This window comes from Thermoactinomyces intermedius, assembly GCF_013912365.1.
GTDB lineage: Bacteria > Bacillota > Bacilli > Thermoactinomycetales > Thermoactinomycetaceae > Thermoactinomyces > Thermoactinomyces intermedius.
This window is the reverse complement of the sequence record NZ_JACETT010000021.1, coordinates 1-17,471: the sequence shown is the minus strand read 5'-3', so window position 1 is coordinate 17,471 and position 17,471 is coordinate 1. Positions and strand designations below refer to the sequence as shown.

Genomic DNA, 17,471 nt, shown 5'->3' with positions numbered 1-17,471 from the left:
CGAAAAATTCTCATTTTGACTGGTTGTGTTTGGCCCGCAATTGTCCGCATGCCGCATCAATGTCATGTCCTTGTTCTCTGCGGATGGTTGTATTGATATGATATGAGTCCAAAATCCGTTTAAACTCAAAAATTTGTTCCCGCGGCGTCCGGGTGTAATTGCGTTCCGGAACGTAGTTGACCGGAATCAAATTGACCAGACAATTTTTTCCTTGCAGCAGTTGCCCCAGTTCGTGGGCATGTTCATCCTGGTCGTTTTTCCCGCCGATCAAGGCATATTCAAAAGTGAGCCGGCGTCCGGTCTCATTGATGTAGTACCAACACGCTTCCAAAAGTTCAGCGAGCGGGTACTTCCGGCTGATGGGCATCAATTTCTTGCGCAATTCCTGATTGGGCGCATGCAGAGAAATGGCCAAACCCACTTGCCAATTTTCATCAGCAAACCGATAAATATTCGGCACCACTCCACTGGTGGAAACGGTAATATGTCTTTGCCCGATATTTAAACCATGCGAATCATTGATCGTGCGAACAAAACGCATGGTGGCATCGTAGTTTTCAAAAGGCTCACCGGAACCCATGACAACAACCGATTTCACTCTTTCATTCGTTTGGTCCAAATATTTTTGAGCCATCATCACTTGCGCGACAATTTCTCCACTGGAAAGGTTCCGTTTCAATCCGCCCAGTGTGGATGCACAAAATGTACATCCCAACCGGCATCCCACTTGGGTGGTCACACAAACGCTGATTCCGTAATTGTGCCGCATGACCACGGTCTCAATGGCATGTTGGTCATGCAAACCAAACAAGAATTTCACCGTACCGTCTTTGGAAACCTGGCGGGTGATGATTTGAAGCGGTGCCAGTTGAAAATGCTCCTCCAAGGTTTCCCTCAACGTTTTGGGAAGATTCGTCATCTCCCGGAATGAATCAACGCGTTTCACATAAAGCCAATCCATCACCTGTTTGGCCCGGAATGCCGGTTGATTCCTTTCTTTCATCCATTCCATCCACATTTCATAAGTCAAATCGTATGCAAAAGGTTTCATAAATGATCTCACCAATTCCTAACTAGCCATCCATCTTGAACAGGGAACGCCTGTTCAAAACTTTTCTTATTATATCATAGTCCCAATGAAAGAAAAGGGACAGCTCGTGAAGATTTTTGTGTCCTTTCTGACAGATATTGCGGCTTCTCCTCCCCCCTGTGTCACTTCGACTCCAAACCGGCTCTTCGCACATCCACGTCATAATGAATGCGGATCGGTATTTGGGAAAAGTCTTTTTCCCAGTTCAACCGGTGATACAGTTTCGGGTAATAAGCCTTTACAAATTTGCCAAGGGCAAAGATATCTGTATTGTACTCTTTTTGGGCCAGATCAATCAGCTTTTTCGCAGATTTATCATATTCATGTTGGACCATATTACTGAGCATCTGGTATTTTTGCGGTTGATCCAGCTTATACGAAGTACATTCTTTGACCGTGATTTCCCCTTCCATGCTCACGTTCACGTCGATCGCCGGTTCCTTTTCCGAAATGTGAATGTTGCTGGAGGATGATTTTGGAAAAAACACGATTTGCCCTTTCTGTTGTTGGGGGCAATCGATCATCACCGGCCATCCGGGTTTGTGTTCCCGGACATGCAGCAATGCATTGACCAAAGGCGGTTTCAAAACCCCGAGCAGGCGGTCATTTTTAAAAATGCCGATTCCGTTCCAAACATAGCGGTTGTCAGAGACGCGGAAAACATTCAAAATCGGGGCCCGTTTGGCCGGGTTGGACAATTCCTCAAAATACTCCCCCAAAACCATCGACGGAAAACGCCCATTTTTGATTCCGGTATCGATCGTTTCCCGCAAATAATCGATGGGAATTTCTTCGAGACGAACCTGAACGTCCAAGGCATCCTTCGCCTCGCCTTGAATGATCACCGGCCACAAATGGCGCCGGATTTGTTGATTTCGCCTCAATCCTTCCATCAAATCTCTGGTCCCGTTTTTCGCCAACTCCTCACCGATCAACAAAATTTGAGTGTGTCCCGTAAACAAAGGATAATTGGTTTCATTCTCGATTTGCATGAATGCTTCCTGGAGGGTGCGTCCTTCCTCCGAAAATAATTCGACAGCTCCGGCACCTCCGCCTCCTCCCCCACCTTCTTCACCGCCGCCGACGGTTTTGCGGGGGTTCGGGACTTGGATTGACACTTTATGCCCCAACGGGCTTTGGTCCACCGCCAATGCCACGACAACCGCCCGTTTTTCAATTTCGATCGCATCCCAACATCCACTGGTCAACATCAGGGACAACACCGAAAGTATGATGACCCATCTTTTTCTTTGGAGAAGATTAAATTTCATCGCGAACTTCTCCTTTCTTCTTGCGAATCACGGCAACCAGCAACAGAACCACGGGAATGATGACAGAAATGACGCCATCATAAAGCCCGATCCGATCGGCATAAATCCCCACTTCCTGTGTATTCTCCGGGATCAATGCCAAGTACAAAAAAACCGGGACGGCGAGAAAAGCAATCAAGCGGCGGTACCTTTCGGAAAGGCGAAAATACTCGATGATGATTTGAACCAAAGCCGAAAACAAATTGACCACCGATGTATAACCCGCAACCAGCCAAATTGATAAAATGGCCGATTCGATCCGCTCAAACAAAATGTCTTCCATCTTGACCACTTTGGCCACTTCCAAAACAGGAAACATCAAATTTTTCACTTCGTCGATCCCAAAAACACTCAAGGAAATGGCACACAAGTACCAATACGAAATGGTGATGGCGAGGATGGAAATCATATTTGCTTTTTTCATTTTCTCCGGTTGTTGATAAAACCCGGAAAAAATCATCACCACTTGAAATCCGGCAAAAGCAAAAGCGCCTCCCATCAACGCTTTCGGCAAGACCATCGGATCCAGTTGAAAGAGCGGCAGAATGTTGGTGATTTCCCCGCTTTGAAACAAAGCATATATCATGGACAAGAAAGGGATCAACGTGATCGGGAACAAAAACTCGTTCAATTTGGCAATCACTCCGAGATCACTTCCCGCACCAAAAGCCGCCGCCAAAAGAAAAATAAGCATCACGGCTTCCACAGGGGTGCGCGGCAACATGGTCGTCACCACGGTTTCCCCAAAAATGCGCACGACTGATGCCGTCCCCATGACAAAAAAAAGCGCCACCATCAACAAAAAGGGAAAACTAATGACATATCCGACCCACTTTCTTTTTCTGGAACCCAAAATGTAAGGGGCAAACTGCACCAGTGTCATCCCGGGAAACCGCTGACAAAGCCGGGTCATCAAATACACCAGGATCGCCACGACCACCCCGGACAAAAGAATCACCCAAATCATATCGTTTCCGGCCGATTCCCCGACCGACCTCGGCAAACTCAGGACACCGGCTCCAAAAATGGTGGAATAAAGAAGCGTGAAAGCCTGATAGGAAGTGATGACTTGTTTGGATGCGGTTTTACGATCCATCTTTGGTTCCTCCCTTTTTCAAGCGGATTTTATTATGTGTCTGATAGATGGTCGGTCGTTTTTTCATCCACGGCCACGGGATGCGGATCAGGGAGTCTCTGAGATCCCGCAAATTCAAGGGGGCAAACGGAGCCATGTACGGCACGCCAAAAGACCGGAGCTGAACCAGATGCAAAAGCAAAAGCATCAATCCGATCATGATGCCAAACAACCCGAACATCGCTGCGACGATCATGAACGGAAAGCGCAGCAGACGGACCGAAATGGCTGCATTGTAATTGGGATTGGCGTACGAGCTGATCGTCGTCAAACCGACAACAATCACAAAGGCGGGGGAAACCAGTCCGGCGGTCACCGCCGCGTTCCCAATGACCAGCGCCCCGACAATCCCGATGGTCGGCCCGATCGGTCCCGGAAGGCGAATGCTGGCTTCCCGCAAAATTTCCACACTGATCTCCATGATCAATGCCTCCACAATTGCCGAAAACGGCACGGTGGCCCGTCCCGCAGCCATCGCAAGCATCAAGTCGGAAGGGATCATTTCAGGATGAAACGAAATGAAAGCGATGTAAAGTGCCGGCAACAATAAGGCGATAAACAAACTGAGCAAACGGATAAACCTCAGGAACGTCGAAATCAAATAACGCTCGTAATAATCCTCCGGACTGTTGTAAAACTGGCTGAACACCGCCGGGGCAATCAACGCTTGGGGAGCCCCGTCCACCATCACGGCCACTTTCCCCTCCAACAAATGCGAGACCACCGTGTCCGGCCGTTCCGTGTTTTGTAACAGCGGAAACGGCGTCCACATTTGATCCTGGATCATCTCTTCAATATAACCGGCTTCCAGAATCCCGTCGATTTTGATCCGTTTGATCCGCTCTTCCACTTCTTGCACGATTTGTTTTTCGCTGATCTCTTCAATATACAAGACGGCAACCGTCGTCTTGGTCCTTTTTCCCACCGCGATATACTTCACACGCAGGGATGGATCCCGCAGACGATGGCGGATCATGGACAAACTGAAATTTAAGGTTTCACTCAATCCTTCACGGGGCCCTCGCACCACTTGTTCTGCCCGTGGTTCATCAACACCCCGGGTAGCCCAACCTTTCGAGCCGACAATCAACCCTTTTTCGGAACCATCCACCAATAAAACGGTGTCCCCTCCCAACACGCCTTCCAAGACTTTTCTCATCTGATCGACTTCTTCCGTCTCTCCGGCCTCCACTTCGTTGACAATCGTTTCCCACGGATCCGACAGCTCTTCTCCTGTTTTTTCCAGCTTGATCAGCGGCCGGATTAAAAAATTATGGGCCAACTCTTTATTGATCAACTCATCAAAATAAATCACGGCCGCTTTTTTCCGGGGTTGGTCAATCGTGAACTCACGTATCACCAGATCCGAGGAATCACCGAGAACATTTTTGATAAACTCCAGATTCTGATCCAAATCCGGATAGACGGGTGTTTCCTCTTTCACCGCTTTATTTAATTGTTGTTCATTATGTTCTTCCAATTTCTTTTTCTTTTTGCGTTCCCTGTTTAAAACACGATTGGGTCTTCTCATTAAACATCACCATCCATAACTTCCCACCAAGCCCGGGAAATCATGCATCGGGGGATGGAATAAAAAAATCAGCGGGATGTTGTTCCCGCTGATTTCCGGCACATGGGCGCATCGCCCTGAACCTTTCAATGTTTGATCATCCGTGAAATAAAAAAACCGTCACTCAGAAAATCGTGCGGCAGGATTTGAATCCAACCGTCCCCTGAACGAACCCGGCTTTTCACCGGATCCGGCAATTCTTCCTTCCAAGTGTTGTCACCGGAAAAATCCGGATGCCTTTTTAAAAAGGACTCCACCTGCTCCCGGTTTTCACGCGGTTCCCAAGTACAGGTGCTGTACACAAGAACCCCGCCCGGTTTCAGCAGCGGGGCAGCCGCATCCAGCAACTCTTTTTGCAACTGTGCCAATGCCTCAATATTCTCCGCTTCTTTGCCCCATTTTAAATCCGGTTTGCGCCGGATCACCCCCAATCCGGAACAGGGGGCATCCAGCAAAACGGCATCAAACGAATGCGGTTGAAATGATCCGGGCAGGTTCCGCCCATCCAATTGGCGGACGGAAATGATATCTATTCCCAGTCGCGAAGCATTGGACCGGATCAGGGAAAGTTTGTGGTCATGGACATCACAGGCCACAATGTGTCCCTGATTCTTCATCAATTCCGCCAGATGCGTCGTTTTCCCCCCGGGAGCCGCGCAGACATCCAACACTTTCATGCCGGGGGCCGGTGCCAAAACACGCGCCACCAGCATCGAACTTTCATCTTGAATGGTGCAATACCCTTCCCGGAACCACGGGGTGAACGCCGGGTTTCCACCGCCTGAAATCGCCACGCCTTCCGGTGCGATCCCGGATGCCTCCGCCCGGCCGTTTCCGGTTGCATTCCACTCTTTGATGAAAACATCCCGATCCATCTTCAGCCGGTTCACCCGGACACTCACCCGGGGAGGATGATGATTGGAAAGCAATGCCGCTTTTGTCTCTTCCTCCCCGTATGCCTGTTCCATCCGTTCGATCATCCACCCGGGATGAGAATACGAAACCGCTTTTTCCGCCAGGGTTTGCGGATTTTTTTTCGGTGTCAGGCGGCGCCGGTTCCTTAAAAAAGAACGCAACACCCCGTTGACCAGTCCGCTGATGCCCCGGTGCCCCCTCTTTTTGCTGATTTGCACCGTTTCGTAAATCGCCGCCCGCTCCGGAATCTTATCCAGATAAAGCAATTGATAAATACCGAGCCTGAGCAGTTGGCGGACCCAGAGCTCCAAAGAGCCGACGCCTTTTTTCACCAACTGGTTCAATATCCAATCCAGTGTGTTTTTTCGTTGGATCGTTCCGTAAACCAGTTCGGTCACCAGGCGCTTGTCCTTTTCATTCAACGGGGACGCTTGCAGCACCTGATTCAAAAGCAAATTGCTGTATGCTTGTCTTTCTTCCCATTTCTCCAAAATGGAAAGAGCGGTTTCCCGGGCATTGCCCTCCCTTTGTTTAGTCACCGAACCGATCTCCTGCCTTCATCTGCCGGCCGTTGATAAATTGCTTGGCCGACATCGGTTTTTTTCCGGAAGGCTGTACTTCCGTCAATCGCAACATTCCGTTGCCGGTGGCCACCACAATGCCGTCGGCATCCAACCGGATCACCGTGCCGGGCTCGTCTTGCGTTTCTTCATTCACCACCGAAGCCTTCCAAATTTTAAACGGTTTTCCCTTCCACATGGTATAGGCAACCGGCCACGGGCACAAGCCGCGGATTTGACAATCCAGTTCCCGGGCGGAACGTTTCCAGTCGATTTTTTCATCTTCGCGGGTGATATTGGGGGCAAACGTCGCCTGCTCATCATCTTGCGGAACGGCCTGCACCGTGCCGTCGAGAATGGAAGGAAGAACTTCTTTTAATAATTCTGCGCCAAGATTTGCCAATTTATCATGCATGGTCCCCACATTATCCTCAGAAGTGATCGGAATCGCCCGTTGCAAGAGCATGTCTCCGGCATCCAACGCTTTGACCATGTACATGATCGTCACTCCGGTTTCCTTTTCCCCGTTGATGATGGCATGGTGGATCGGAGCGCCTCCCCGGTATTTGGGCAACAACGAGGCATGAACATTGATACATCCGTATTTGGGGGCTTCTAAAACAGGTTCCGGCAAAATTTGACCGTATGCCGCGGTCACAATCAAATCCGGCTGCAGTTCCAAAACCCGACGGATGCCTTCCTCCGATCTCAATTTTTGCGGCTGGAACACCGGCAGATCATGATTTAAGGCTTCCACCTTGACCGGGGGCGGCGTCAATACTTTTTTTCTTCCTTTGGGGCGATCCGGCTGGGTCACCACCCCGATCACTTCCACCTGCTCTTTCTCTTCCAGCAACACACGCAAAGAGGGCACGGCAAAATCCGGCGTGCCCATAAATAACACTCTGGCTTTGCTCAATCCAATTCCTCCTCCGGACGGAATACGCGGTCAGCAATATCGATAAACAATACACCGTTTAAATGATCCACTTCATGTTGCAAGGCCCGGGCCAAATAGCCTTCCGCTTCGAGTTCGAGCGGATTTCCGTCCCGGTCCTGCCCGGTGACTTTCACCCATTGTGCCCGCCGCACTTCCCCCAACAGGTTTGGAATGCTCAAGCACCCTTCCGGCGGGGCGAGTTGTTCCCCTTTCTTTTCGACGATTTCGGGATTGACGATTTCAATCAACCCTTCCCCGACATCAACCACAATCACTCTTTTTAATATCCCGACTTGCGGGGCCGCCAATCCGACACCTTTTGCATCATACATGGTTTCTGCCATGTCATCGAGCAGTTTGTGAAGCCGTGCGTTGAATTTCTGAACCGGACGGGCTTTTTTCTTCAAGACCGGATCCGGGTATTGAACAATGTTGCGAATCGCCATCATCAAGCTCCTTTCCTGTCTTTTCTTTATAAAGCAGTGACCGGAATCAATGATTCCATTCCATCCCGGTCCAAACTGATTTTCAGTTGGGGATCCTCCATCGAATAAAGCATTTCCCGTACCCGGTGTTTCAACCACCGGATGGATGGGCTGCCGGGCGGATATTTAATCAACATTTGCATGCGGTAACGGTCTTTGATCCGCGGAATAGGAGCCGGTACCGGTCCCAAAAGCTCACAGTCGGACGGAAAATCCTTTTTGAGGTGAAAAGCCAGCTCTTGCCCCGCACGCATCACTTTCACCCGGTCCGGATGACTGATCAAAAAAGAAAACAATCCGCAATAAGGAGGATAAAAATGTTTTTTGCGGACTTCCGCTTCCTGCCGGTAAAAACGTTCCGTCTCCCGGTTGACCGCCATCCGGATGCTGTAGTGATCGGCACTGTAGGTTTGGATCACCACTTTTCCCGGCTTCTCATGCCTTCCGGCCCGGCCGCTGACCTGGGTCAATAATTGAAAGGTGCGTTCCGCCGAGCGGAAATCGGGCAAATGAAGCATCGAATCTGCCGCAATGACTCCCACCAAGGTCACATCCGGAAAATCCAGCCCTTTGGCAATCATCTGGGTTCCAAGCAAAACATCCGCCTGCTTTCTCCCGAATTGACTCAAGAGCTGTTCGTGCGCCCCTTTGCGACTGGTGGTGTCCACATCCATCCGGATCACGCGGATGCCGGGAAAATGGCGGACCAATTCCTGCTCCACTTTTTGCGTTCCGACACCGAAATGACGGATATATTTGCTGCCGCATGACGGACAGACTTCCGGCACACGCTCCGCATATCCGCAATAATGGCAACGCACCGTCCGGTTGGTCTGGTGATAAGTCAACGAAATGTCACAATGGGGACACATCACCGATTCACCGCATTCCCGGCACATGACAAAGGTGGAAAAGCCGCGCCGGTTTAAAAACAACACCGCCTGCTCATTTTGCTCCAGGCACCGGGTCAGTTCCTGACGCAAACATGCACTGAACATCGACCGGTTGCCGTCGGCCAGCTCCTTTCGCATATCCACCACTTTCATCTCCGGAAACGGGCGTCCGTGAACCCGTTCTTTTAACTCCACCCGGTGAAAACGCCCTTCACAAGCTTGTTTGTAACTCTCCAACGACGGCGTGGCCGAACCCAACACCAAAGTCGCCCCATGTTTTTGAATCCGCCACTCTGCAACATGCCGCGCGTGATATTTGGGATTTTCCTCTTGTTTATAGGAAGACTCATGTTCTTCATCAATAATGATCAATCCCAGCTGTTGAAACGGTGCGAAAATGGCGGACCGGGCACCGATGGCCACTTTCACTTCCCCGCGGCGGATTTTTCGCCATTCATCATACCGTTCGCCGCCGGACAGACGGCTGTGCAAAACCGCCACCTGATCTCCGAAGCGGCCTTTGAACCGTTCCACCATCTGCGGGGTGAGGGAAATCTCCGGAACCAGCACAATCGCTTCCCGCCCCCGCCGCAAAACTTCCGCAATCACCTGAAGATAAACTTCGGTTTTTCCACTTCCGGTCACCCCTTGCAACAAGATGGTACGGGGCTTTTGGTCATGGATGGATTCCATCATGGTATTATAAGCCTTCTGCTGCTCACCGGTTAAAGGAAGCGGCTGGGTTTTTTGAAATTGTTGATGCCGGTAAGGATCCCGGAATTCTTCCCGCTCCTCTTCCACTAATATTCCTTTTTGGACAAGGCTTTGCACCGTCGAACGGGATACTTGAAGCTCACTGAGCAACCGGGGAAGCGGAATCCCGCTTTCTTGATTCAGAAAATACCGGAGCACTTCCCGCTGGCGTGTTGCCCTTTTGCTCAATCCCTCCAAAGCTTGGTGCAGCACTCCCCTGCTTTTGGGAAACACCCAGGTCACCTTGTTCCGGGTCACCCGGTCCCCCACTCTTTCTTCCAGAATGATCCGCCCGCCGGCGGCAAGTTTCCGCAGACGGGAGGCACTCATGCCAAGTGATAACGCCTCATCCCAAGTGCACTCGCCTTTCTCTTTCAACCGGGTCAAAAAGGGTTCGCAATCAATCAGAGACAGATCGCCGGCCGGCTCGTCCGCAGGATCCGCATAGCGAACCACTTTTTGGTACTTCCCCTTCAAAACCGCCGGCACCATGGATTGCAAAGCGGTAATCGTGTGACACATATATTCTTCCGCCATCATGGCGGCCAGTTCAACCAGTTCGGGCGTAAGAGGCGGAATGAAATCCATCACCTCAATAATTGGTTTCACCCGCTTGGCTTCCGCCTTCTCTTTGATTTTCACAACATATCCGATCAGTTTGCGGTTCCCGAAAGGAACATGGACCCGGCTGCCCACACGGATGTCCGGTTCCAGCTCTTCCGGAATCAAATAATCAAACGGGCGGTCCAAGGCCTGAGCCGGCACATCCACGATCACTTCAGCAATCATTTGCAAACCAGTCCCCAACCAAGGTCATCAACTTCCGTGCCACCTCCAATTTACTCATCCGGGGCAGGGAAAAAACTTTTCCGTGCCGGTCATACACCGTGACAATATTGGTGTCGCTGCCAAATCCGGCTCCGGGCATGGTTACATTATTGGCCACAATGTAATCCATCCCTTTTCGTTTTAATTTGTCACTTGCATAAGCTTCCAGATTTTCGGTTTCGGCGGCAAATCCCACAAACAGTTGATGCGGTTTTTTGTGCGCTCCGACCCATTTGGCGATGTCTTCCGTTTTGACCAGGTTTAACGTCATCTCATCTTTGGTTTTTTTCATTTTTTGTTCCATGAATTCTTTGGGGCGGTAATCCGAAACGGCGGCCGCCTTGAAAATCACATCCACCTCCGGCAAGTGCTTCCGGACAGCTTCTTTCATTTCGCTCGTTCGCCGGACATCCACCCGTTGGACCCCGGGAGGCGTTTTCAAGGAGACAGGGCCGGTGACCAAAATCACTTCCGCTCCTGCCTCACGGGCCGCTTCCGCCAAGGCGAATCCCATTTTTCCCGAAGAATGGTTGGAGATATAGCGGACCGGATCAATCGGTTCCAATGTGGGGCCGGCCGTAATCAAAACCTTTTTTCCCGCCAAAAGTCGGCGGTTGGAGAAAAAGTGCTCCACCCACTCCACAATTTGTTCCGGTTCCGCCATGCGCCCTTTACCGACGTAACCGCATGCCAGTTGTCCTTCACCCGGTTCAATGAACGAAAAGCCCCTTTTTCTCAGGATCGCGATATTTTCTTGCACTGCTTGGTTTTCATACATATTGACGTTCATCGCCGGTGCCAAAACAACGGGCGCCCGGGTCGCAAGTAATGTGGTGGACAACATGTCATCGGCCAACCCGTGAGCCAGCTTGGCAATGATATTGGCCGTGGCCGGGGCAATCACAAACAAATCGGCATGATCCGCCAGATCAATATGATTCACCACTTCCGGCCGGTGCTCGTCAAACATGTCCACCGTTACATGGTTCCGCGATAACACCTGCAGGGTGAGAGGAGTGATAAACTTTGTCGCTGACCCGGTCATGATGACACGGACATCCGCTCCGCGCTGGGTCAACTGACTTGCCACTGTCGCCGCTTTGTAAGCTGCAATGCCTCCGGTGATGCCCAATCCAATTCGTTTTCCCTTCACGATGATGTTTCCTCCCCTCTTCGATCCGTTCGCAATCGGGGCCAAACGCCGGGCACCGCGTGACACGGTGCACCGGATCCAAACGCACTGTTTTGCCCTCTGTCACCACCACAGGCTCCCGTCCACAACCGCTGTAAATGAATCCGAACTGAAGGATGAGTGCCACATAGAAAAATAACAACCTGTACAGGTTGTTATTTTTCATTCGCGTGATGTCGGGACGAGAATATCCGCTGCAATCTCTTCCAAAGCCATTCCCACATATTTTTGGGATTTGGGCTCCAGTTGCGTGCTTTCACCTTCCAACAGGCTCCGGGCACGTTTGGCCGCCAACACCACCAAAGAATATTTGCTGTCCGCTTTTTGCATCAATAAATCGATTGATGGATATAACATGATCAAACCCTCCATCCACTACGCGTCTTCACTGATTTTCAACCGGTCCGTCCGGCAATGTTCCGCCATCACAATGGCGCGGATTCGTTCGCAAGCTTTGTCCACTTCATCGTTGATGACGACATAATCGTATTGATCGATTTGTTTCAATTCATCGCTTGCCGCTTCAAGCCGGAGGTTCAACACCGATTCGCTTTCGGTTCCCCGGTGGATGATCCGTTGGCGCAACTCTTCAAACGAAGGGGGAACCAAAAAGATAAAAATGCCTTGCGGATATTTTTCCTTCACCTGCATGGCGCCTTGCACTTCAATTTCCAAAACGACATCCTGACCTTTTGCCAGCATCTCCTCCACGAAACGCCGGGGCGTGCCATAATAGTTTCCCACATATTGCGCCCATTCAATCAGCTCATCTTCTTCGATCATTTTTTCAAACTCTTGGACGGACTTGAAAAAATAGTTGACTCCATCCACTTCGCCTTCACGGGGGGAACGGGTGGTTGCGGAAATCGAATACGTCAGTTCGGGCATCATTTCGCGCAATGCTTTGCAAACCGTTCCTTTCCCGACACCGGAAGGTCCGGAAATCACAACCAAAAGCCCTTCATTGACATAATTTGCTTTCATCTCAAAGCCCTTCCTACTCCACAATTTCTTCATGTTGCTCTTTGTTTGCCAAACGGTGAGCCACCGTTTCCGGCTGAACCGCGGATAAAATGACATGGTCGCTGTCCGTGATGATGACCGCCCGGGTCCGGCGTCCGTATGTTGCATCAATCAGGACTCCGCGTTCCCTCGCTTCCTGAATGATCCGTTTGATCGGTGCCGAATCCGGACTGACAATCGAGACAATACGGTTGGCAGATACAATATTTCCAAATCCAATGTTGATTAATTTAATACCCAAATCAAAGTGCCTCCTCACCCATGGTCAATATTCGTTGGGAAAGAGCCTGAATTTCTGAAACCATTGATTACCTACTACGCTATTTTAGACCGTTTCCCCTTAATAATCAATGTATTACTCAATATTTTGCACCTGTTCTTTCATTTTTTCCAGTTCACTTTTGCATTCAACGACATACTTGCTGATCGCCTTTAAGTTGGCTTTGGAGCCGACGGTGTTGACTTCCCGGTTCATTTCCTGGATCAAAAAATCCAGTTTCCTCCCGATCGGCTCTTCGATTTCCAGCGTGTGCCGGAATTGGTCAAGATGGCTTTTCAAGCGGGTCAACTCTTCGGTGATATCCGCTTTTTCCGCCCAAATTGCCGCTTCTGTCAAGATCCGGTCGGGATCGATGTCAGAATGTCCCAGCCATTCCTCAAGCCGCTTCCGCAATTTGGTTCCGACATGCCGGCTCACCTCCGGAGCGAGTTTTTCCATTTCCCCCACATATTCATCCAGGCGGTCCACTCTCTTCATCAGATCCCGGCTCAAATGGATGCCTTCTTGTCTCCGCATTTTTTTCAAAGACGTCAAAGCCATCTCCACCGAAGCCAATACGGACTCTTCATACTCCTCCACCGACGGCTTCACTTCCTCAATCAGCCACAGCTCCGGCTTGTTGATCAAATCCGCCATGGTCAATCCGGGAGCGATCCCCCATTTTTCTTTTAAAGTTTTGCCGGCAGAAATAAAACTCTCCAACAGGTTCCAATCCACTTCCGCTTTTCGTTCGGGGGGCTTCATCCCTTCGATGGTGACAAAAATATCCGCTCTGCCTCTGCGGATCGCTTGCTGGACTTTTTTCCGGATCAGATCTTCCAGCACCATCCACCCGTTTGGCATGCGGATCACCATATCGAGGAAACGATGGTTCATCGTGCGAATCTCGGTGACAATCCGGACTCCGTCCCTTTCGATTTCGCCGCGTCCATATCCCGTCATACTGACTGCATTCGTTATCGTACCCATCTATCCAGCCCTCTCCATCTCATTGTTCATCTTAATGATAATGAACTTGCCACGGTGAAATCAAACGGAGGATGGGCGCAGAATTTCATTTTATTTTACGATTCTTGCCCAATCAATTGTATGCTTCCGGACGGATTCCTGATAGAATAAATCCATATAAATTTTAAAATTAAAGGAAGAAGGAAAATGGCAAATAAACTCGTCAAAGGAACCGTCATATTAAGCATTGCAACGTTGTTCACCAAAATTATCGGTGCTTTGTTCTGGGCCCCGTTTCAAAACATTGCCGGGGACGAAACCGTTGGTCTTTATCGCATATCCTTCCCATTTTACACGATCTTGCTCATGATCGCCTCCGCCGGAATCCCGATCACCGTTTCCAAATTTGTCGCGGAACGGCTGGCCAAAGGGGATCATCCGGGTGCCCGGCGGGTTCTTAAAGCGGCTTCCATCATTTTGAGCCTGACCGGATTGGTCGCCTTTTGCATTTTATTCTTCGGAGCCCGATTCATATCCCATGTGCTGCTTGACAACCCGCCGACCGAATCTTCCTTGAAAGTTTTGGCCCTGGCCATTTTGATTGTTCCGGTGATGGCGGTTTACCGCGGATATTTCCAAGGACACCAACAAATGATGCCGACCGGCATTTCACAGGTTGTGGAACAAATCATTCGCGTGGGTGTGGTAATCGGCCTTACATACTGGATGGTGGAAGCGCAATTTTCGCAGGAACTGGTCGCCGCCGGAGCCACTTCCGGAGCTTTTGCCGGGGCGCTGGGCGGACTGGCCGTCGTGCTCTGGTATAACTTCCGGGATGTAAAAAAACTCAAAAAGGAACCCGTCACCACGGTGTCAGACACCCAACCGAAAGAGCCCTTGGGCCGGTTGGCCAAACAAATCGTGCTTTATGCTTTGCCGATCTCACTCGGCTCGCTGGTCCTGCCGTTGATCGGTTTGATTGATTCCTTCACGGTCCCGAGGTTACTGATGAATATGGGATATTCGGAAAGCATGTCCAACACCCTGTTCGGGATTTACGGACGCGGGGAACCTTTTGTCAATGTGATTTCGACCTTTTCCTCTTCATTGACGTTGGCGCTCATTCCCACCATCTCCGCTCATATTGCCAAACAGGAGATGAAAGCGGTTGAGCACAAAGTCAAACAAGCCTGGTTGATGACCTTGATTGTCAGCTTGCCGTCCGTCATCAGCCTCGTCATTTTAGCCCGGCCGTTAAATATCATGATGTATCAAAACGACAGTGGAACCTTGACCTTGTCCGTTCTGGCTTTCTCCTCCATTTTCAGCACCCTGGCGGTCACCAGTTCCGGCATCCTTCAGGGAATGGGATACAACAAATTGCCGGTTCGCCATCTGATGATCGGAGCGGTTTGCAAAATGGCCGGAAATTTCGTCTTCGTGCCGTGGTTTGGCATTACCGGCTCCGCCGTCTCCATGGTTTTGGCCTATATCGTCGTCTGCTTTTTAAACACTTGGATGGTGGTCAAAAAAACCGGCATTCAAGTCGATGTCACGCGTCAGTTTGTCAAACCGGCCCTGTGCAGCGGATTGATGGGGATCTTTTTAATCGGCTTGTATACCTTGACAACCGAATGGATTGATCCATTGCACATTTCGCGCATATCCAACGCCTTGCTGAGCGTTGTTTTGGGGATTTTGGGCATTCTCATCTACGGCATTTTCTTATTGATGACGCGAACCATCGGCGAAAATGAAATCCGCCTTCTCCCCAAAGGCCATCTGATTTTGTCCTTCCTGAAAAAAACCGGGCTGTTGAGACCGGAAAAACCGGGGATCACTGCATAAAAAATACAAAAAGGCATCTTCGCAAACCGAAGATGCCTTTTTTATTTTGGTTTATTGTTGATTTAGCAAAGAATGCTTCCGGGAATAGGTGAAGTAAATGATAAGTCCGATGACAAACCAGACGGCAAAGGCAATCCAGGTAAAGACCGCCAGATTGGAAATCAAGAACAAACAGGCAAAAATGGCAATGGCCGGAATCACCGGAACTCCCGGGCAACGGAACGGGCGCGGAAAATCGGGCTGGGTATAGCGCAGGATAATCACGCCGAGCGAAACGACCGTAAATGCAAAGAGCGTTCCGATGTTCACCAGTTCCGCCAATTTATCCAGAGGCAGAAGCGCTCCGACAAAAGCCGCAATGGTTCCGATAATCCAAGTGCTGGTGTACGGTGTTTTATATTTGGGATGAACCCAGGAAAACGCTTTTGGCAACAAACCGTCCCGGGACATGGAGAAGAAAATCCGGGTTTGCCCGTAAAGCATCACCAAAATCACGGTGGTCATCCCCATGATGGCCCCCAGATCGATCACACCGGCAAACCAATCTTGCTCCGCTTTCTGCAAGGCCAGCGAAATCGGGTGGGAAAGGTCTTTGGCAAACTCCTGATACGGAACGATCCCCGTCATCACCAGCGTGACAATCACATACAGCAAGGCGCAAATCCCAAGCGAGGTCAACAAACCGATCGGCAAATCCCGTTTGGGATTCCGTGTTTCTTCTGCAGCTGCAGCCACCGCATCAAACCCGATAAAAGCAAAGAAGACCAGAGCGGCTGCGGAAAAAATCCCATCAAATCCAAACGGGGCAAACGGCTCCCAGTTGGACGGCTTCACATAAAATGCCCCCACGATGATAAAGAGCAAAACCACGGCCACTTTAATGATCACCATGATATTATTGGCCCTTTTAGACTCCGTGATTCCGCGCGAGAGCAAAAACGTAATGATCATGACAATCAAAAATGCCGGCAAATTAAAATAGGTCGTGACTCCTTCCACCGCTCCGGGTGCCGCGGTCAGTGCATCCGGAAAATGAATGCCAAAACCACCCAGCAAGGATTGAAAATAACCAGACCAACCCACCGAAACCGAACTGACTGCAAACAAATATTCCAAGACCAAATCCCAACCGATAATCCATGCGATAATTTCTCCCAAGGTTGCATAGCTGTACGTATAAGCAGATCCTGAAACCGGAGCCATCGATGCGAATTCAGCATAAGCCAGTGCCGAAAACGCACAGGCGATGGCGGCAATGACAAAAGAAACGGCAAGGGCCGGACCCGCTTTGAGTGCACCGGCCCCCGTCAGCACGAAGATGCCTGTGCCGATGACTGCCCCGATTCCAAGCATGGTTAAATCAAAGGCCCCTAAATCCCGCTTTAATTTTCCTCCTTTTTGTGACTCTGCAAGTGCATTGGAAATATCTTTTTTTCGGAATAAATTCACCTGTCTCTCCTCCTGTATATAGGGCATCCATTTCGATCAAATCAATCAGTCGTCACAGCTTTTCTCATTTTGTCCCGAAATCCGTCAACCATCACAAAAACGTCATTGTTTTTTTATTTGAATATTTCAAAATACACTGGTGAAATAAAAATAAGCCACCCCTTTCGTTGCTCGACTTTATCCATTTTTCCAACAATTCATCCTTTTTGGAACAAAAACCTTAATATGATTTCAAATAAAACTATTTATATA

General features: G+C 49.9%; 15 protein-coding genes. 1 reads left to right on the top strand and 14 read right to left on the bottom strand.

Going from position 1 to position 17,471, the window contains the following annotated elements:
* Positions 1–10 precede the first annotated feature (10 nt).
* The 13 genes from rlmN to H1R82_RS05310 form a co-directional block, all read right to left on the bottom strand.
* Positions 11–1,051 carry a dual-specificity RNA methyltransferase RlmN gene (rlmN, locus tag H1R82_RS05370; RefSeq protein ID WP_121874228.1) on the bottom strand — a complete coding sequence of 347 codons (1,041 nt, stop codon included), beginning with the start codon at positions 1,049–1,051 and terminating at the stop codon, positions 11–13.
* 161 nt (positions 1,052–1,212) lie between these two features.
* On the bottom strand, positions 1,213–2,361 hold the full coding sequence (locus tag H1R82_RS05365; protein ID WP_181730789.1) for a Ger(x)C family spore germination protein: 1,149 nt from the start codon (positions 2,359–2,361) through the stop codon (positions 1,213–1,215).
* Positions 2,351–3,496, bottom strand: coding sequence for a GerAB/ArcD/ProY family transporter (locus tag H1R82_RS05360; RefSeq protein WP_181730790.1), 1,146 nt, complete (start codon positions 3,494–3,496; stop codon positions 2,351–2,353). Before H1R82_RS05360 ends, H1R82_RS05365 begins: the two co-directional genes overlap by 11 nt.
* On the bottom strand, positions 3,486–5,066 hold the full coding sequence (locus H1R82_RS05355) for a spore germination protein (protein ID WP_121874225.1): 1,581 nt from the start codon (positions 5,064–5,066) through the stop codon (positions 3,486–3,488). Before H1R82_RS05355 ends, H1R82_RS05360 begins: the two co-directional genes overlap by 11 nt.
* A 125-nt stretch (positions 5,067–5,191) precedes the next feature.
* Positions 5,192–6,559, bottom strand: coding sequence for a 16S rRNA (cytosine(967)-C(5))-methyltransferase RsmB (gene rsmB, locus H1R82_RS05350; RefSeq protein WP_181730791.1), 1,368 nt, complete (start codon positions 6,557–6,559; stop codon positions 5,192–5,194).
* Positions 6,552–7,475 carry a methionyl-tRNA formyltransferase gene (gene fmt / locus H1R82_RS05345; protein ID WP_181731203.1) on the bottom strand — a complete coding sequence of 308 codons (924 nt, stop codon included), beginning with the start codon at positions 7,473–7,475 and terminating at the stop codon, positions 6,552–6,554. Before fmt ends, rsmB begins: the two co-directional genes overlap by 8 nt.
* Positions 7,476–7,495: 20 nt before the next feature.
* Positions 7,496–7,966: a peptide deformylase gene (def, locus tag H1R82_RS05340; protein WP_181730792.1), complete on the bottom strand. Its 471-nt coding sequence runs from the start codon at positions 7,964–7,966 to the stop codon at positions 7,496–7,498.
* A 26-nt stretch (positions 7,967–7,992) separates the two neighbouring features.
* On the bottom strand, positions 7,993–10,440 hold the full coding sequence (gene priA, locus H1R82_RS05335; RefSeq protein WP_181730793.1) for a primosomal protein N': 2,448 nt from the start codon (positions 10,438–10,440) through the stop codon (positions 7,993–7,995).
* Positions 10,430–11,635 carry a bifunctional phosphopantothenoylcysteine decarboxylase/phosphopantothenate--cysteine ligase CoaBC gene (coaBC, locus tag H1R82_RS05330; RefSeq protein WP_181731204.1) on the bottom strand — a complete coding sequence of 402 codons (1,206 nt, stop codon included), beginning with the start codon at positions 11,633–11,635 and terminating at the stop codon, positions 10,430–10,432. Before coaBC ends, priA begins: the two co-directional genes overlap by 11 nt.
* A gap of 198 nt (positions 11,636–11,833) precedes the next feature.
* The gene (rpoZ, locus tag H1R82_RS05325; protein ID WP_037994899.1) at positions 11,834–12,028 is read right to left on the bottom strand and encodes a DNA-directed RNA polymerase subunit omega; all 195 of its coding nucleotides are present in this window, start codon (positions 12,026–12,028) and stop codon (positions 11,834–11,836) included.
* Between the two features lie 18 nt (positions 12,029–12,046).
* On the bottom strand, positions 12,047–12,655 hold the full coding sequence (gene gmk / locus H1R82_RS05320) for a guanylate kinase (protein WP_181730794.1): 609 nt from the start codon (positions 12,653–12,655) through the stop codon (positions 12,047–12,049).
* A 13-nt stretch (positions 12,656–12,668) separates the two neighbouring features.
* A complete protein-coding gene (remA, locus tag H1R82_RS05315) occupies positions 12,669–12,935 on the bottom strand; it encodes an extracellular matrix/biofilm regulator RemA (RefSeq protein WP_037994904.1) in 267 nt (88 codons plus the stop codon).
* A 114-nt stretch (positions 12,936–13,049) separates the two neighbouring features.
* A complete protein-coding gene (locus H1R82_RS05310) occupies positions 13,050–13,943 on the bottom strand; it encodes a YicC/YloC family endoribonuclease (protein WP_181730795.1) in 894 nt (297 codons plus the stop codon).
* A 186-nt stretch (positions 13,944–14,129) separates the two neighbouring features.
* Here H1R82_RS05310 and H1R82_RS05305 point away from each other — a divergent pair, with 186 nt between their 5' ends.
* Positions 14,130–15,770: a putative polysaccharide biosynthesis protein gene (locus H1R82_RS05305; RefSeq protein WP_181730796.1), complete on the top strand. Its 1,641-nt coding sequence runs from the start codon at positions 14,130–14,132 to the stop codon at positions 15,768–15,770.
* 51 nt (positions 15,771–15,821) lie between these two features.
* Here H1R82_RS05305 and bcaP read toward each other — a convergent pair whose 3' ends face one another.
* Complete coding sequence (bcaP, locus tag H1R82_RS05300) at positions 15,822–17,219, bottom strand: branched-chain amino acid transporter BcaP (RefSeq protein ID WP_374189110.1); 1,398 nt, start codon at positions 17,217–17,219, stop codon at positions 15,822–15,824.
* Between the last annotated feature and the right edge of the window lie 252 nt (positions 17,220–17,471).

What these genes read in the sequence shown, in the direction of transcription:
- gmk (WP_181730794.1), bottom strand. Translation starts at nt 12,655, where the DNA reads ATGAAAGCAAATTATGTCAATGAAGGGCTTTTGGTTGTGATTTCCGGA.
- def (WP_181730792.1), bottom strand. Translation starts at nt 7,966, where the DNA reads ATGGCGATTCGCAACATTGTTCAATACCCGGATCCGGTCTTGAAGAAA.
- H1R82_RS05355 (WP_121874225.1), bottom strand. Translation starts at nt 5,066, where the DNA reads ATGAGAAGACCCAATCGTGTTTTAAACAGGGAACGCAAAAAGAAAAAG.
- rlmN (WP_121874228.1), bottom strand. Translation starts at nt 1,051, where the DNA reads ATGAAACCTTTTGCATACGATTTGACTTATGAAATGTGGATGGAATGG.
- fmt (WP_181731203.1), bottom strand. Translation starts at nt 7,475, where the DNA reads ATGGGCACGCCGGATTTTGCCGTGCCCTCTTTGCGTGTGTTGCTGGAA.
- H1R82_RS05305 (WP_181730796.1), top strand. Translation starts at nt 14,130, where the DNA reads ATGGCAAATAAACTCGTCAAAGGAACCGTCATATTAAGCATTGCAACG.
- H1R82_RS05365 (WP_181730789.1), bottom strand. Translation starts at nt 2,361, where the DNA reads ATGAAATTTAATCTTCTCCAAAGAAAAAGATGGGTCATCATACTTTCG.
- H1R82_RS05310 (WP_181730795.1), bottom strand. Translation starts at nt 13,943, where the DNA reads ATGGGTACGATAACGAATGCAGTCAGTATGACGGGATATGGACGCGGC.
- H1R82_RS05360 (WP_181730790.1), bottom strand. Translation starts at nt 3,496, where the DNA reads ATGGATCGTAAAACCGCATCCAAACAAGTCATCACTTCCTATCAGGCT.
- priA (WP_181730793.1), bottom strand. Translation starts at nt 10,440, where the DNA reads ATGATTGCTGAAGTGATCGTGGATGTGCCGGCTCAGGCCTTGGACCGC.
- rpoZ (WP_037994899.1), bottom strand. Translation starts at nt 12,028, where the DNA reads ATGTTATATCCATCAATCGATTTATTGATGCAAAAAGCGGACAGCAAA.